We start from the raw sequence: 14,851 nt of genomic DNA, 5'->3' as shown, positions 1-14,851 counted from the left end.
TCAACGCCCCTGTCGTCACGGGGGTTTCCCCAACAAGCCCCCTGGGGGACCTCCATGGTGCAGTGCCCGTGCGCGGACGCTCGCGCTCCCACCGGCTACCGACAGCCCTCGCCGCCACGCCGCATACACGGCGCCGCCCGATCTACCGCGCGAGCGGCCCGGAGCGCCCGGGCCGCTCGCGCACGCGGCCAGTGCCAGAACACGCAGGCCGACAGGGCGTGGAACTCACGTCCCGTCACCTCATTGATGTTGTCGCACCGCTGCGACCTGCGCTCATTCCACGAATACGGTCGCAGTCAGAGGTCGAACTCGTGCGGCGGCAGGTCGAGCGCGAAGCACGCCTCGCGGACGACCGCCTGCTCGTCCTTGTCGAAGTCCCCGTCCGCACCTCCGATGACGATGCCGATCTGGATCACGGCACGCGCCTCGGCCGGCTTCTTCTTCGCCTTGCCGATCTCCTGCAGCACGCTGACCTTGCCGAAGTCGAAGTCGGTGGACAGCTTGTTCAGGTTGTCCTCGAAGCGGCGACGCAGGTCGTCCGCCGGGAAGTTCTGCAACACCTCGTTGGTGGCGATGAGCTGGGCCACGCGCTGGCGCTCGGACGGGTCGATCGTGCCGTCCGCCGCCGCCACGAGCGCGCACATGGCCATGCTCGCGTCGCGGAACGCACCGCTCTTCAGATCGTTCTTCTTCGCCACGAGTTGGGTCTGCATCGTCGATGCGGATTCCTTGATGCGGTCCCACAGGGCCATGAGAACTCCCTACGTTGTCGAGGCGGGCCCGCCCCGGTGGGCGATCCATGACCTCTCTGGTTTCTACAGCAACGTAGGCAAGAACTTGCGGGACGCCGCAGAAGTTCCTGTCGTGTTCCATTTTGTGATCACGGTCGGCCCCGGGTGAGCGGGCCGGTCCCGAGCCGGTGTCGCCACGGCGGACCGGCTCGGGACCGGCACGGCTCCCTACTCCTCCGCGGACTCGACGGCGTGGCCGCCGAACTGGTTGCGCAGGGCGGCGATCATCTTCATCTGCGGGGAGTCGTCCTGACGGGAGGCGAAGCGGGCGAACAGCGACGCCGTGATGGCCGGGAGCGGCACGGCGTGGCCGATGGCCGCCTCGACGGTCCACCGGCCCTCACCGGAGTCCTCCGCGAAGCCGCGCAGCTTCTCCAGGTGCTCGTCCTCGTCGAGGGCGTTGACCGCCAGGTCCAGCAGCCAGGAACGGATGACCGTGCCCTCCTGCCAGGAGCGGAAGACCTCGCGGACGTTCTCCACCGAGTCGACCTTCTCCAGCAGCTCCCAGCCCTCGGCGTAGGCCTGCATCATCGCGTACTCGATGCCGTTGTGGACCATCTTGGAGAAGTGCCCGGAACCGACCTTGCCGGCGTGGACGTAGCCGTACGGGCCCTCCGGCTTGAGCGCGTCGAAGATCGGCTGGAGCCTTTCGACGTGCTCCTTGTCGCCGCCGACCATGAGGGCGTAGCCGTTCTCCAGGCCCCATACGCCGCCGGAGACTCCGGCGTCGACGAAGCCGATGCCCTTGATGCCCAGCTCCTTGGCGTGCTTCTCGTCGTCACTCCAGCGGGAGTTGCCGCCGTCGACCACGGTGTCACCGGCGGACAGCAGGCCGGCGAGTTCGTTGATGACGGACTGGGTCGGGGCGCCGGCCGGGACCATCACCCAGACAACGCGCGGCCCTTCGAGCCTCTCGACCAGTTCGTTCAGGGTGCCGACGTCGGAGACGTCGGGGTTGCGGTCGTATCCGACGACGGTGTGGCCCGCGCGCCGGATCCGCTCGCGCATGTTGCCGCCCATCTTGCCAAGACCGATGAGTCCGATCTGCATGTCAGTTCACTCCGTCCTGAGCGTGCGGGTATGCGGTCATGAGGGCGGTGGCGTAGGGGGCGGATGAGCCCGGGGCGGTCAGTCATGGCCGGCCTTCTCCTTGGAGCCTCCGCCGCGCAGGGCAATGGCGTACATCTCGTCCGCGTCGAGGCGACGCAGCTCCTCGGCGATCAGCTCCGAGGTGGGGCGCACCTTCAGTGCCATGGTGCGCGGCGGCTGGCCCGGCAGTGAGAGCATGGCCATCGGTCCCTCGGGGCGGTCGATGACGATCTCGCCCTTCTTGGTGCCCAGCCGTACGGCCGTGACGACCGGCCCGGCGGTGACGACCCGCTCGACGGGCACCCGGAGCCGGGACTCCAGCCAGCGGGCCAGCAACTCGGCGCTCGGGTTGTCCGCCTCGCTCTCGACGGCCGCCGAGGTCACCTTCGTACGGGCCTGGTCGAGCGCCGCGGCCAGCATCGACCGCCAGGGCGTCAGCCGGGTCCAGGCCAGGTCGGTGTCGCCCGGCGCGTACGAGGAGGCCCGGGCCTCCAGCACGACCAGAGGGGTCTCGACGGCGTACAGGTCGGTGATCCGGCGCTGGGCGAGGGCGCCCAGCGGATCCCTGGACGGGTTGTCCGGCGCGTCCACCGGCCACCACACGACGACGGGCGCGTCCGGCAGCAGCAGCGGCAGGACCACCGAGTCGGCGTGGTCGGACACCTCGCCGTACAGCCGCAGCACGACCGTCTCGCCGGTGCCCGCGTCGGCACCGAGCCGGACCTCGGCGTCGAGGCGCGGCCGGGTGCGGTCGCGCAAGGTGCGGGTGTGCCGCTTGATGACGACCAGGGTGCGCGAAGGGTGCTCGTGGGAGGCCTCCTCGGCGGCCTTGATCGAGTCGTACGCGTTCTCCTCGTCGGTCACGATGACCATCGTCAGGACCATGCCCACGGCTGGGGTGCCGAGGTCGTGGCGCCCCTGCACCAGCGCCTTGTTGATCTTGCTTGCCGTGGTGTCGGTCAGGTCGATCTTCATGGCCTGCGCCAGCTCCGTCCGTCTCGTGCGAGCATCTCGTCGGCTTCCTTGGGGCCCCAGGTGCCCGAGGGGTACTGCGCGGGCCTGCCGTGGGAGGTCCAGTACTCCTCGATCGGGTCGAGGATCTTCCAGGATTCCTCCACTTCCTCGGTGCGGGGGAAGAGGTTGGCGTCGCCGAGCAGTACGTCCAGGATCAGCCGTTCATACGCCTCCGGGCTGGACTCGGTGAACGACTCGCCGTAGGCGAAGTCCATCGTGACGTCCCGGAGCTCCATGGAGGTACCCGGCACCTTCGAACCGAAGCGGACCGTCATGCCCTCGTCGGGCTGCACCCGGATGACGATCGCGTTCTCGCCGAGTTCCTCGGTGGCCGTGGAGTCGAACGGCGAGTGGGGTGCCCGCTGGAAGACCACCGCGATCTCGGTGACCCGCCGGCCCAGACGCTTGCCGGTGCGCAGGTAGAAGGGGACGCCCGCCCAGCGGCGGTTGTCGATCTCCAGCTTGATCGCGGCGTATGTGTCCGTGGTGGACACCGGGTCGATGCCGTCCTCCTGGAGGTAGCCGCGTACCTTCTCGCCGCCCTGCCAGCCGGCCGCGTACTGCCCGCGTACGACGTGGCCGCCGAGGCCCTCCGCAAGCCGCACCGACTTGAGGACCTTCAGCTTCTCGGTGACCAGTGCCTCGGCGTCGAAGGCGATGGGCTCCTCCATGGCGGTGAGGGCCATCAGCTGGAGCAGGTGGTTCTGGAGGACGTCCCGGGCGGCGCCGATGCCGTCGTAGTAGCCGGCCCGGCCGCCGATGCCGATGTCCTCGGCCATGGTGATCTGTACGTGGTCGACGTACGACCGGTTCCAGATCGGCTCGTACATCTGGTTGGCGAAGCGGAGCGCCAGTATGTTCTGGACGGTCTCCTTGCCGAGGTAGTGGTCGATGCGGAACACCTGGTCCGGCTCGAACACGTCGTGCACGATGGCGTTCAGCTCGCGCGCGCTCGCCAGGTCGTGGCCGAACGGCTTCTCGATGACCGCGCGCCGCCACGAACCCTCGGGCGCGTCCGCAAGGCCGTGCCTCTTGAGCTGCTGGACGACCTTCGGGAAGAACTTCGGCGGTACGGAAAGGTAGAACGCGTAGTTGCCGCTGGTGCCCCGGGAAGCGTCCAACTCCTCGATGCTGGCCCGCAGTTGCTTGAACGCATCGTCGTCGTCGAAGGTGCCCGGAATGAATCGCATGCCCTCGGCGAGCTGCTGCCACACCTCCTCGCGGAAGGGCGTACGGGCGTGCTCGCGGACGGCGTCGTGCACCACCTGTGCGAAGTTCTGGTCCGCCCAGTCGCGCCGGGCGAAGCCGACCAGCGAGAAGCCCGGCGGAAGCAGACCGCGGTTGGCCAGGTCGTAGATCGCCGGCATCAGCTTCTTGCGGGACAGATCGCCGGTGACGCCGAAGATGACCAGGCCGGAGGGGCCGGCGATACGAGGCAGACGGAGGTCGCGCGGGTCACGCAGGGGGTTGCTCCAGGCAGAGCCGAGGGCCGCATCGTCGGCCTCTCCGGCCGCGGGAGCGGCGGTCCGCTCGGCCACCGGCACCTCGGGCTTCCCGGCCGCCGGAGCCTCAGCCACCGGGGCCTCGGCCGCCGCGGCCGCCCGAGCGGTCACCTCGGCCTCCGGACCCGTTGCTTCCGTTGCTTCGGGAAACTTCTTGTTCATTCCCCCTCGACCTCCTTGTTCTTCAGGGACGCCGTCACTGTCTCTGGCAGGCTCTGCGATGCCACTTCGAATGCGGCGAGGCCCATGTAGGACAGGCGCTTCAGGGGTTCCGCGGCTGCGGCTATCTCGGTCACTGTGATCATCTTCTTTCCTGCAATTGGATCAACCGCGGAGGCCTGCCGGGGATTCCCCGGCCGCGGCCACGTCCCCGGGGCGAAGACGTACTCGGCATCGACACCACCCGGGTACCCACCGCCCACGCCCTCGGCCTCGCCGGACGACCAGGCCCGTCGTGCTCACACCGACTCCCTTCCCCGGGCAGGGAAAAGGACCTTGGACTCCCGAGGACCTGGACGCGATGGTCACGAACACTCCCGTGGACGCGGCGACGCGCTCCGCTCGCGGGATACGGGCGTCGAGGCCATCGCGGCGGGAAGGATACAACCGTGAAGCTGACGATTCTGGGCGGCGGCGGATTTCGGGTGCCGCTCGTGTACGGAGCGCTCCTCGGGGACCGCGCCGAGGGCCGCGTCACCCGTGTCGTGCTGCACGACCTGGACGCCGGGCGGCTGTCCGCCGTGGCCCGGGTCCTGGCCGAGCAGGCGGCCGGCGTGTCCGGCGCGCCCGAGGTGACCGCCACGACCGACCTCGATGAGGCGTTGTCAGGCGCCTCCTTCGTCTTCTCCGCGATCCGTGTCGGTGGTCTGCAGGGCCGGGCCGACGACGAGCGGGTGGCCCTGGCGGAAGGCGTCCTCGGTCAGGAGACGGTCGGTGCGGGCGGTATCGCGTACGGGCTGCGCACGGTCCCGGTGGCCGTCGACATCGCCCGGCGCGTGGCCCGGCTCGCCCCCGATGCCTGGGTCATCAACTTCACCAATCCGGCGGGCCTGATCACCGAGGCCATGTCCCGCCACCTCGGCGACCGCGTCATCGGTATCTGCGACTCCCCGGTCGGACTCGGCCGCCGTATCGCCCGCGTACTCGGCGCGCACCCGAAGGAGGCATGGATCGACTACGCCGGACTCAACCACCTCGGCTGGGTGCGCGGCCTGCGCGTGGCCGGACGCGACGAACTCCCGCGTCTGCTGGCCGATCCGGAGCTGCTGGGCTCCTTCGAGGAGGGCAGGCTCTTCGGCGTCGACTGGCTGCAGTCCCTGGGCGCGATCCCGAACGAGTACCTGCACTACTACTACTTCAACCGGGAAGCCGTACGCGCCTACCAGAGGGCCGAGAAGACCCGCGGCGCCTTTCTGCGCGACCAGCAGGCCCGCTTCTACGAGGAGTTGAAGCGCCCGGACACCGCCGCGCTGACGACCTGGAACAGCACCAGGGCCGAGCGCGAGGCCACGTACATGGCCGAGAACCGGGAGGCGGCCGGGGCGGGCGAGCGCGAGGCCGACGACCTCTCCGGCGGGTACGAGAGGGTGGCCCTCGCCCTGATGCGGGCCATCGCCCGCGACGAGCGCGCCACCCTGATTCTGAACGTGCGCAACCGCGGCACGCTGTCCGCGCTGGACTCCGAAGCGGTCATCGAGGTCCCCTGCCTGGTGGACGTGAGCGGGGCGCACCCCGTCGTGGTCGACCCGCTGCCCGACCACGCCACCGGTCTGGTGTGCGCGGTCAAAGCGGTCGAGCGCGAGGTGCTGTCCGCGGCCGAGTCCGGCTCCCGCGCAACGGCGGTGAAAGCGTTCGCGCTTCACCCGCTCGTCGACTCCGTCAACGTCGCCCGGCGGCTCGTCGACGGCTACACCGCCGTCCACCCCGGCCTGGGATACCTCAAGTAACCGCGTCAGGAGGCCCGCTCATGCATGACGAACGCCGCCGGATCGAGCAACGCGTCGCGCGCGTCCACAACCAGCGCATCAGGCCCGCGATCTATGCGGCCTCCGTCCCTTGCACGGTCGAGGCCTGGCAGGCACCGGGCGAGCCGGTTCCGTTCGCGGAGGCCGCCGCCGCCCCGTACCGGCCCTTCGCGATGGACACCCCCTGGGGGCCGCCCTGGGGCACGACCTGGTTCCGGATGCGCGGACAGGTCCCCGGCGAGTGGGCGGGAAGGCGCGTCGAAGCCGTCATCGACCTCGGCTTCGTGGGCGACTGGCCTGGCAACCAGGCGGAGGCCCTCGTCCACCTCCCGGACGGGACACCCCTGAAGGCGGTCAATCCGCTCAACCAGTATGTGCCGATCGCCAACCCGGCGAAGGGCGGTGAGGAGGTCCAGTACCTCGTCGAGGCCGCCTCCAACCCTGGCATCCTCGCTGACGACTTCGTGCGCCCGACCCCGTTCGGCGACGTGCTCACGGCCGGCGACAAGCCGCTCTACACGTTCAGGCGCGCCGACATCGCGATCCTCGACGAGCAGGTCTGGCACCTCGACCTGGACCTCCAGGTGCTGCGCGAACTGATGGTGGAGCTCGACGAGCACGACCCGCGCCGCCACGAGATCATGCACGCCCTCGACCGGGCGGTCGACCTGCTGGACCTGGACGACATCTCCGGCTCGGCGGCGGACGTGCGCGCCGCGCTCAGGCCGGTCCTGGCCAAGCCCGCGCACGCCGGCGCCCACACGGTCTCCGGTGTCGGACACGCGCACATCGACACCGCCTGGCTGTGGCCGATCCGCGAGACCAAGCGCAAGACGTCCCGGACCTTCTCCAACGTCACCTCGCTCGCCGACGAGTACGAGGAGTTCGTCTTCGCCTGCTCGCAGGCCCAGCAGTACGCGTGGGTGCGGGACACCTACCCGCACGTGTGGGCCCGCATCCAGGAGTCGGTGAAGAAAGGCCAGTGGGCGCCGGTGGGCGGCATGTGGGTCGAGGCCGACGGCAACCTGCCCGGCGGCGAGGCGCTCGCCCGTCAGCTCGTTCACGGCAAGCGGTTCTTCATCGAGCACTTCGGCATCGAGACCAAAGGCGTGTGGCTGCCGGACTCCTTCGGCTACACCGCCGCCTACCCGCAGCTCGCCAAGCTCGCCGGCAACGAGTGGTTCCTGACCCAGAAGATCTCCTGGAACCAGACCAACGCCTTCCCCCACCACACCTTCTGGTGGGAGGGCATCGACGGAACCCGCATCTTCACGCACTTTCCGCCGGTCGACACCTACAACGCCCGCTTCAGCGGTGAAGAGATGTCCCGCGCCGTGCGCAACCACCGGGAGAAGGGCCGCGCCACGCGATCCCTGGCACCCTTCGGCTACGGCGACGGCGGTGGCGGCCCCACCCGCGAGATCATGGAACGCGCCCGGCGGCTCAAGGACCTTGAGGGCTCCCCGAAGGTAGTCGTCGAACACCCCGACGCGTTCTTCAAGGCGGCCCGCGAGGAGTACCCGGACGCCCCGGTGTGGGCCGGCGAGCTGTACCTGGAGCTGCACCGCGCCACCTACACGACCCAGGCGCGCACCAAGCAGGGCAACCGCCGCTCGGAACACCGGCTTCGCGAGGCCGAGTTGTGGGCGACGACGGCCGCACTGCACGCGCCCGGCTACGCCTACCCGTACGAGAAGCTCGACCGGCTGTGGAAGACGGTCCTGCTGCACCAGTTCCACGACATCCTGCCGGGGTCGTCGATCGCCTGGGTGCACCGGGAGGCGGAGGCCGAATACGCGCGCGTGGCGGGGGAGCTGGGGGAGCTGACGGCCGAGGCTGTCGCCGCACTGGGCACGGGCGGGACCCGGGTCTTCAACACAAGCCCGTACGACCGTGCCGAAGTGGTCCGTACGGCCGAGGACGCGCCGGTGTACGTGAAGGTGCCCGCCAGCGGCAGCGCACCCCTGGCCGCCGCCGAGCCCCCGCGGCCGGTGACCGTCACCGGCCGCGTCCTCGACAACGGGCTGGTCCGGGTGGAGGTGGCCGACGACGGCGCGCTCGCCTCCGTAACCGACCTGCGCGCCGGGGGACGAGAAGTCCTCGCCGGCAAGGGCAACCTGCTGCGCCTGCACACCGACCTCCCGAACTACTGGGACGCCTGGGACATCGACAAGCACTACAAGAACCGCTACACGGACCTGCTGGACGCGGAGTCGGTCACGGTGGCCGAACAGGACCCGCTGGTCGGCGCGATCCGCGTGGAGCGGAGCTTCGGCAAGGGCTCGAAGATCACCCAGACGATCACCGTCCGAGCCGGAAGCCCCCGTATCGACATCGAGACCGACCTCGACTGGCACGAGACCGAGAAGATCCTCAAAGCCGGTTTCCCGGTGGACATCCGGGCGCCCCTCTCCTCGGCGGAGATCCAGTTCGGCCATGTCCAGCGGCCCACTCACACCAACACCAGCTGGGAGGCGGCCCGCTTCGAGGTCTCCGGTCACCGCTGGGTGCACATCGGCGAACCCGGCTACGGTGTCGCGGTCATCAACGACTCGACGTACGGCCACGATGTCTCCCGCACGGTCCGCGAGGACGGAGGGACGACGACCACGGTCCGCCTCAGCCTGGTCCGCGCCCCGCGTATCCCGGACCCCGGGGCGGACCAGGGCCGGCACCGCTTCACGTACTCCCTGCTGCCCGGCGCGAGCATCGAGGACGCCGTCGCGGAGGGCTACGCCCTCAACCTGCCGCTGCGCGTCGCGGACGCGGCGGGCGCCCCGGAACCGGTCGTCTCCGTGGACGGCGAGGGCGTGACCGTCGAGGCGGTGAAGCTCGCCGACGACGCATCGGGTGACGTCGTGGTGCGGCTGTACGAGTCCCGCGGCGGCCGCGCCACCGGCACCCTGCGCACGGGCTTCCCGCTCGCGGGCGCCCACATCACCGATCTGCTGGAGCGACCGCTCGAGGAGGCGGTTGCCGACGGGGACGCGGTGGCCGTCGCACTGCGGCCCTTCCAGATCCTGACGCTCCGTCTGCAGCGCGCCACTGCCGACAGGCCCTAGAAGACTCATGACGCGGCGGGGCCAGAACCCCAAGATCTTCATGAGTCTTCTAGCCCCTACCCGGGGCGCGGGTCGTCCTTGTCTGGCGGGGCCCGATGTGTTCTTGTGTTCCCATTCGGTTCTCGAAAGGGGCGACGGTGGAGTCGACGGACGGCCGTGGACAGCTGCTCGCCATCAGCGACCTGCACGTCGGCTATCCCGAGAACCGGGCGCTCGTCGAGCGGATGCGGCCCACCTCCGAGGAGGACTGGCTGCTGGTCGCCGGTGACGTCGCGGAGACCGTCGCCGACATCCGCAGAACCCTGGAAGTGCTCGCCGGCCGCTTCCGCAAGGTGATCTGGGCACCCGGCAACCACGAGCTGTGGACCCCTCAGAAGGACACCGTCACGCTGCGCGGCGTCGAGCGGTACGAGCACCTGGTCGCCCTGTGCCGTGAGCTCGGCGTGATCACACCCGAGGACCCCTACCCGGTCTGGGAGGGGCCGGGCGGCCCGGTGGTCGTCGCACCGCTCTTCCTGCTCTACGACTATTCGTTCCTGCCGCAGGGCTGCACGACCAAGGAACAGGGGCTGGAGTACGCGCACGGCACCGGCATCGTGTGCACCGACGAGTACCTGCTGCACCCCGACCCCTACCCGAGCCGCGAGGCGTGGTGCCGGGCCCGGGTCGCCGAGACCGAGCGCAGGCTGGAGGAGATCCCCGCCGATCTCGCCACGGTGCTGGTGAACCACTACCCGCTGGACCGGCACCCCACGAGCATCCTCCGCTACCCCGAGTTCGCCATGTGGTGCGGCACCCGGCTGACCGCCGACTGGCACCGCCGCTTCCGGGTCGCCTGCATGGTCTACGGCCATCTGCACATTCCGCGGACCACCCAGCACGAGGGCGTCCGCTTCGAAGAGGTGTCGGTGGGCTATCCCCGTGAGTGGCGCCCGCGCCCGGGACCGCCCGGAAGGCTACGCCTCATTCTGCCGTTGGAGGTCCAAGCAGATGATCGAGGAGCTGCTCCCGAGGTCGGTCGTGGTCGTGGAGGCGCTCGGCGATGACGCGCTCGGCGACGGCCCCCTCTACCCCGAGGAAGAGGCGGTCATAGTCCGGGCCGTCGCGAAGCGTCGCCGGGAATTCACCGCGGTTCGGGCGTGCGCGCGGCATGCCATGGAGAAGCTCGGCGTGCCGCCCCAGCCCATCCTGCCCGGAGAGCGCGGTGCACCTCTCTGGCCGGATGGGCTGGTCGGCAGCATGACGCACTGCGAGGGCTACTGCGCCGCCGCACTGGTCCGCGCCGGCGACCTGGCCTCGCTCGGCATCGACGCGGAGCCCCACGACCAACTGCCGGACGGGGTCCTGGAAGCGGTGGCCCTGCCCGCCGAACAGACCCGGCTGCGCGGTCTCGCCCGCAGCCATCCGTCCATCCACTGGGACCGGGTGCTGTTCAGCGCCAAGGAGTCCGTCTACAAGGCGTGGTTCCCCCTGACCGGGAAGTGGCTCGACTTCCTGGAAGCGGACATCGAGATCACCCCGGGCGCCGCCGCGGACATGCCGGGCGCCTTCCGGGCGCGGCTTCTCGTCCCGGGCCCGATGGTCGACGGCCGCCGCATCGAGGCCTTCGACGGCCGCTGGACCGTACGGCAGGGGCTGGCCGCGACCGCGGTCGTCGTGCCCCACTCCTGATGGGCGCCCGACGACCTCAGGCACACCACTTGGCGAGCAACTCGAAGAACTCCTCCTCGGTGCCCGTGAGTCCCGCCTCCGCAAGAGCCTGGTCCGCCTCGGCCAGGGCGGCGGTCGGGACCACGGGCGGCCGGTGCGGGTCCGGTAGGCCGTCGAAGGACGCTCGCACCGTGTGGAGGAGACGCAGATAGGCCTGTACGGCGGCGCGTTGGTGGTCGGTGAGTACGGCGGTCGGCATCGGTCGGCTCTCCCCGGATCGGCCGCGCGACGGAGTGCCGCGCGACGGTACGTGCACTGCGCGCCCCCGTACGCGGACATCGCCGCGCGCACGGGTGGCATCCCTCCAGCTTGCCGCGCCCCACTGACAATTCCGTTTCCTCGCCGCCGGGTTCGCCCGCTCAGCGCAGCCGAACCCCCTGAAACCCCTTGTCGGACAGGGGCCCAGGCTGAAGGGCAGCGCTTGGGGGTGCGTCGCCCCGTCGGCGGCCGGGGGAAGAGGGAGCAGGCTGTGGAAGCCCCCCGGCCCGGCGCTCCGGGACGACCCCCCGCCTCACGGGCCTACCGACGGGATCAGCCCCGTGTCCCCGACCCCTCCGGCGGCCGCATCCCATTCGGCCTGTGTCAGCGGGGGTTCACTCAGAGGTGCGCGCCGAGGGCCCCGTAGGACTGCCAGAACGACCGCCGGTCTCACCAGTTCGCTCAGCGGCTTCGACAGGGTGATCACGTCGAAGAACGCCTTGGCGACGAGCGGGCGGCCGGTCGCGGCCAGCATCAGGCGGTTGACGTAGGCGCCGAGAAGACGGTTCGCGAGGCTCGGGGCCTTGCCGATGGCGCCGGGATAGTGGATGTCCGTACTGGTCGCGAACTCCCAGGCCACCGCGACCGGGCGGGCCACGGCCCGCTGCACCCGACGGGCCAGCCCCGGCGCCGTCAGCCCGTGCTCGGCCACCAACTCGCCCAGCGCCAGCGCGCCCTGCGCGGCGACGGACAGCCCGTGCCCGTAGACCGGGTTGTACGTGGCCACCGAGTCACCGATCGCCACGAACCCCTCGGGCCAGCCCTTGACCTTCTCGAAGAACCGTCGGCGGTTGACCGTGCTGCGCGTGACGACCGGGTCCGACAGCGGCTCCGCGTGGGCGATCAGCTCGCCGACGACCGGATGGCGGACGCTCTTGCGTGCGAACTCCTCGAACTCCTCCGCGGAGGCGGGCGGTTCACCGCCCCGGGTACCCGAGAGCGTCACCAGCCATCTTCCGCCCTCGATCGGCTCGATGGTCGTGGTCCGCCCGGGCACCGGCACCGTGGCGTCCGACTGCACATTGACCAGCGGGAAACCCTCTGTGCCAGGCGGAGCTCGGAAGATCCGGCTGGAGTAGGCGAGCCCGGAGTCCACTTCCTCCAGCGGGGGCCTGGGAACGCCCAGCGCCTCCAGCCAGACAGCGGCCCGTGAACCGCGCCCCGCGGCATCGACGACCAGATCGGCCGCCAGCACCCGCTCCTGTCCGTCGTCCGCCCGTACGCGCACGCCTGTCACCCGCGACGCGTCGCCTTCCAAGGACACCAGTTCTGTGCGCTGCAGCACGGTGAGGCGCTCGCTCCCGGTGACGCGCTCGCGCACCACCCAGTCGAGCAGATCACGGCTGCACGCGATCATGAACTGCATTTCGGGCCAGCGCCGGAACCAGCCCCGCGGCTGCATCGAGACAAGACTTGTCGGCAGCGGGATCCGCCGGGCGCCCGCGGCAAGCCATGCGTCGGTCACCCCCGGCACCAGTTCCTCCATGGCGCGGGCGCCTCCGGACCAGATCACGTGCACGTGCCGGGCCTGTGGGAGTCCTCTGCGCGCCTCGGGGCCGTCCGGCAGGGTGTCCCGCTCGACGACGGTGACGTCGGCGTACGCGCTCAGCGCCGCGGCAGCCAGCATGCCGGCCATGCCGCCGCCGATGACGACGGCCCGACGGATTGCCACATCTGAGGACGTGCTACCGGGTTCGCTCATGAAAGTCGCTTCCTGGCCAGGTCCCGGCCGGCCCACGGGCGGCCGCGACGACGGGTGAATGACGCAGGGCGATCGACATCCGCACGAGGTCGCGTGGTCCCTCGGAGGAAGCGGCAGGTGCGGTGTCCGCACCTGCCGATCTGATCACCCTGCCCTCCGGGTCGGCGGCCCTCGCCCGTACCGCCACCGCCACCATCGCCGCGTCGGCCTCCGCCTGCGCCTGGGCGGGGTCGGCGCCCGTCGCCACGGCGGCGTCGTAGGCGCGGGAGCGCACTTCCGGGTCGAAGTAGGGGTACAGGCTGAGCATGCCGTCGTGGATGTCGGACTCCCGCTGTGTCACCTGCAGTTCGGCCGGCGACCACCAGGAGATCCGCACTCCGTGATCCGCGTGGGCGGACACCGGCCGCAGCTCGCGCCACAGCGGCCCGAGGAGGCGGAAGGTCGACCAGGTGGTCCAGTTGTCCCCGACGCGTTGGCACGCCAGCGGGAGGCAGAAGCCGGCGGCACTGATCTGTGCCCCGGCGGAGGCCAGCACGGGTGCCGCGTCGCTGCTGAGATAGTCCAGGTCGTGTCCGTTCCAGCGGGCGATGACGGCGCCGAACTTGGTCGTCAGATAGGCCAGGTTGAACAGATAACCGACCACGATGATCAGCAGTCCGGCGCGCAGCCAGCCGTGCACCTGGAGGGCCCAGCGCGCGCACATGAAGTTCATCGCGACACCCGCGACGGTGAGAGCGAGCAGGTACAGCACGATCATCTCGCGCAGGTAGGGCGTGCGGGCGTAGTGCGTGTCGAAGTCGACCAGCCGCTCCTGAGGCGCGTCCCCCAGCGCGAACAGCGTGATCACGGCGACGATCACCAGGCCGTACCCGATGACGATGCGCCGGCTGAGGCGGCCGGTCACCTCGGGCGGGCCGCCGCGCCAGTTGACGACGAGCACCAGAGAGGCCGCACTGAACGCGCTGAGCAGGCAATACACCAAGGGCGCCGAGACATTGGCGATGCCGGTGATGTCATTGACCTTCGCGATCGTCGGCGGCGCCGCGAAGAGGAACACCAGCCCGGCCAGCGCGAGCAGCGCGGACACCGACCGCAGCAGTGGGTCGCGCCAGGCGCGGAGCAGCGCGGGTGCCTTGACGGTGAGCGCCACCCCCATGGCGGCGGCGGGTATGTAGTAGCTGGAGCCGTCCATGGTGTCCGTGCTCGTCCCTCAGCCCCGGGGCCCGCGATACCCCAGGGACGCTTCGATCCGCCCCGCAAGCCCGTCCCGTTTCACGGGCTTGCGCAGCGACGAACCGGCCAGCCACGTACGGCACTTGCTGGCCAGCAGCAGTCCGAAGCTCTCGGCCTCCTTCTCGTTGGAGAGGTCGAAGTGCGTACGGGCGGCGACCGCGCGCACGGTCGCCTGGAGATCGGCGGTGTCGCTCAGTGACCGCGCCGCGACCGCGGCTCCTTCCGCGTGGTGGCCGTGGTGCCCGGCGTTCATGTGCCACAGTTCATGGCCGAGGATCACCAACTGGTGGTCGGGTACGGTGCGTTCCTCGATGACGACGAGATCCTGGTCGGCCATGTCGAGCCAGAGACCGCTGGCCGTGCCGGGCGGGAAGGCGGCCGTGCGGAACCTGACGGGACGGCCTCGACGCCTGCTCATGCCGTCGCACAGCGCGGCGTACAGATCGGTCGGATCCGCCGGCGCCGGGAGCGAGAGCTCCGAGACCAACTCGCCGCACAGGCGGCGCATTTCCCTTCCGATGCCCAT

13 protein-coding genes are annotated in these 14,851 nt (G+C 70.4%); 4 read left to right on the top strand and 9 right to left on the bottom strand.

The features are described from left to right. Window positions 1-296 precede the first annotated feature (296 nt). From BIV24_RS10040 to BIV24_RS34280, 5 genes are all read right to left on the bottom strand, one after another. Complete coding sequence (locus BIV24_RS10040) at window positions 297-752, bottom strand: tellurite resistance TerB family protein (RefSeq protein ID WP_071365877.1); 456 nt, start codon at window positions 750-752, stop codon at window positions 297-299. 207 nt (window positions 753-959) lie between these two features. Beyond that, entirely contained in the window at window positions 960-1,841 is an 882-nt protein-coding gene (gnd, locus tag BIV24_RS10035) for a phosphogluconate dehydrogenase (NAD(+)-dependent, decarboxylating) (RefSeq protein ID WP_071365876.1), read from the bottom strand. 78 nt (window positions 1,842-1,919) lie between these two features. Next, window positions 1,920-2,855, bottom strand: a complete 936-nt coding sequence (opcA, locus tag BIV24_RS10030) for a glucose-6-phosphate dehydrogenase assembly protein OpcA (RefSeq protein WP_071365875.1) — start codon at window positions 2,853-2,855, stop codon at window positions 1,920-1,922. Beyond that, window positions 2,852-4,558 carry a glucose-6-phosphate dehydrogenase gene (gene zwf / locus BIV24_RS10025; RefSeq protein ID WP_107459333.1) on the bottom strand — a complete coding sequence of 569 codons (1,707 nt, stop codon included), beginning with the start codon at window positions 4,556-4,558 and terminating at the stop codon, window positions 2,852-2,854. The genes opcA and zwf overlap by 4 nt, the downstream gene beginning before the upstream one ends. Then, window positions 4,555-4,701, bottom strand: a complete 147-nt coding sequence (locus tag BIV24_RS34280; protein WP_177198669.1) for a hypothetical protein — start codon at window positions 4,699-4,701, stop codon at window positions 4,555-4,557. The genes zwf and BIV24_RS34280 overlap by 4 nt, the downstream gene beginning before the upstream one ends. Window positions 4,702-5,004: 303 nt before the next feature. On the opposite strand from BIV24_RS34280, the gene BIV24_RS10020 reads away from it, so the two are divergent. The 4 genes from BIV24_RS10020 to BIV24_RS10005 all read left to right on the top strand — a co-directional run bounded on the left by BIV24_RS10020 (window position 5,005) and on the right by BIV24_RS10005 (window position 11,093). Continuing rightward, window positions 5,005-6,342, top strand: a complete 1,338-nt coding sequence (locus BIV24_RS10020; protein WP_071365874.1) for a 6-phospho-beta-glucosidase — start codon at window positions 5,005-5,007, stop codon at window positions 6,340-6,342. Window positions 6,343-6,362: 20 nt separating this feature from the next. Then, complete coding sequence (locus BIV24_RS10015) at window positions 6,363-9,422, top strand: alpha-mannosidase (protein WP_071365873.1); 3,060 nt, start codon at window positions 6,363-6,365, stop codon at window positions 9,420-9,422. A 137-nt stretch (window positions 9,423-9,559) separates the two neighbouring features. Beyond that, the gene (locus BIV24_RS10010) at window positions 9,560-10,468 is read left to right on the top strand and encodes a metallophosphoesterase family protein (protein ID WP_071365872.1); all 909 of its coding nucleotides are present in this window, start codon (window positions 9,560-9,562) and stop codon (window positions 10,466-10,468) included. Then, the gene (locus tag BIV24_RS10005; RefSeq protein ID WP_071365871.1) at window positions 10,413-11,093 is read left to right on the top strand and encodes a 4'-phosphopantetheinyl transferase family protein; all 681 of its coding nucleotides are present in this window, start codon (window positions 10,413-10,415) and stop codon (window positions 11,091-11,093) included. Before BIV24_RS10010 ends, BIV24_RS10005 begins: the two co-directional genes overlap by 56 nt. A 16-nt stretch (window positions 11,094-11,109) precedes the next feature. Here the strand turns inward: BIV24_RS10005 and BIV24_RS10000 are convergent, their stop codons facing one another. From BIV24_RS10000 to BIV24_RS09985, 4 genes are all read right to left on the bottom strand, one after another. Beyond that, complete coding sequence (locus tag BIV24_RS10000; RefSeq protein WP_071365870.1) at window positions 11,110-11,331, bottom strand: hypothetical protein; 222 nt, start codon at window positions 11,329-11,331, stop codon at window positions 11,110-11,112. Between the two features lie 312 nt (window positions 11,332-11,643). After that, window positions 11,644-13,092 carry an NAD(P)/FAD-dependent oxidoreductase gene (locus tag BIV24_RS09995; RefSeq protein WP_071365869.1) on the bottom strand — a complete coding sequence of 483 codons (1,449 nt, stop codon included), beginning with the start codon at window positions 13,090-13,092 and terminating at the stop codon, window positions 11,644-11,646. Further along, the gene (locus BIV24_RS09990; RefSeq protein WP_071365868.1) at window positions 13,076-14,284 is read right to left on the bottom strand and encodes an MAB_1171c family putative transporter; all 1,209 of its coding nucleotides are present in this window, start codon (window positions 14,282-14,284) and stop codon (window positions 13,076-13,078) included. Before BIV24_RS09990 ends, BIV24_RS09995 begins: the two co-directional genes overlap by 17 nt. Window positions 14,285-14,302: 18 nt before the next feature. Next, entirely contained in the window at window positions 14,303-14,851 is a 549-nt protein-coding gene (locus BIV24_RS09985) for a toxin-antitoxin system, toxin component (protein ID WP_245766733.1), read from the bottom strand.

The sequence above is a fragment of the Streptomyces colonosanans genome (assembly GCF_001866645.1).
Classification (GTDB): domain Bacteria; phylum Actinomycetota; class Actinomycetes; order Streptomycetales; family Streptomycetaceae; genus Streptomyces; species Streptomyces colonosanans.
This window is presented reverse-complemented; position numbering and strand designations above follow the sequence as displayed.

Bases quoted from the DNA above. Each gene is read 5' to 3' on its own strand.
- BIV24_RS10040 (WP_071365877.1), bottom strand. From the start codon at position 752: ATGGCCCTGTGGGACCGCATCAAGGAATCCGCATCGACGATGCAGACC.
- gnd (WP_071365876.1), bottom strand. From the start codon at position 1,841: ATGCAGATCGGACTCATCGGTCTTGGCAAGATGGGCGGCAACATGCGC.
- opcA (WP_071365875.1), bottom strand. From the start codon at position 2,855: ATGAAGATCGACCTGACCGACACCACGGCAAGCAAGATCAACAAGGCG.
- zwf (WP_107459333.1), bottom strand. From the start codon at position 4,558: ATGAACAAGAAGTTTCCCGAAGCAACGGAAGCAACGGGTCCGGAGGCC.
- BIV24_RS34280 (WP_177198669.1), bottom strand. From the start codon at position 4,701: ATGATCACAGTGACCGAGATAGCCGCAGCCGCGGAACCCCTGAAGCGC.
- BIV24_RS10015 (WP_071365873.1), top strand. From the start codon at position 6,363: ATGCATGACGAACGCCGCCGGATCGAGCAACGCGTCGCGCGCGTCCAC.
- BIV24_RS10005 (WP_071365871.1), top strand. From the start codon at position 10,413: ATGATCGAGGAGCTGCTCCCGAGGTCGGTCGTGGTCGTGGAGGCGCTC.
- BIV24_RS10000 (WP_071365870.1), bottom strand. From the start codon at position 11,331: ATGCCGACCGCCGTACTCACCGACCACCAACGCGCCGCCGTACAGGCC.
- BIV24_RS09995 (WP_071365869.1), bottom strand. From the start codon at position 13,092: ATGAGCGAACCCGGTAGCACGTCCTCAGATGTGGCAATCCGTCGGGCC.
- BIV24_RS09990 (WP_071365868.1), bottom strand. From the start codon at position 14,284: ATGGACGGCTCCAGCTACTACATACCCGCCGCCGCCATGGGGGTGGCG.
- BIV24_RS09985 (WP_245766733.1), bottom strand. From the start codon at position 14,851: ATGGGCATCGGAAGGGAAATGCGCCGCCTGTGCGGCGAGTTGGTCTCG.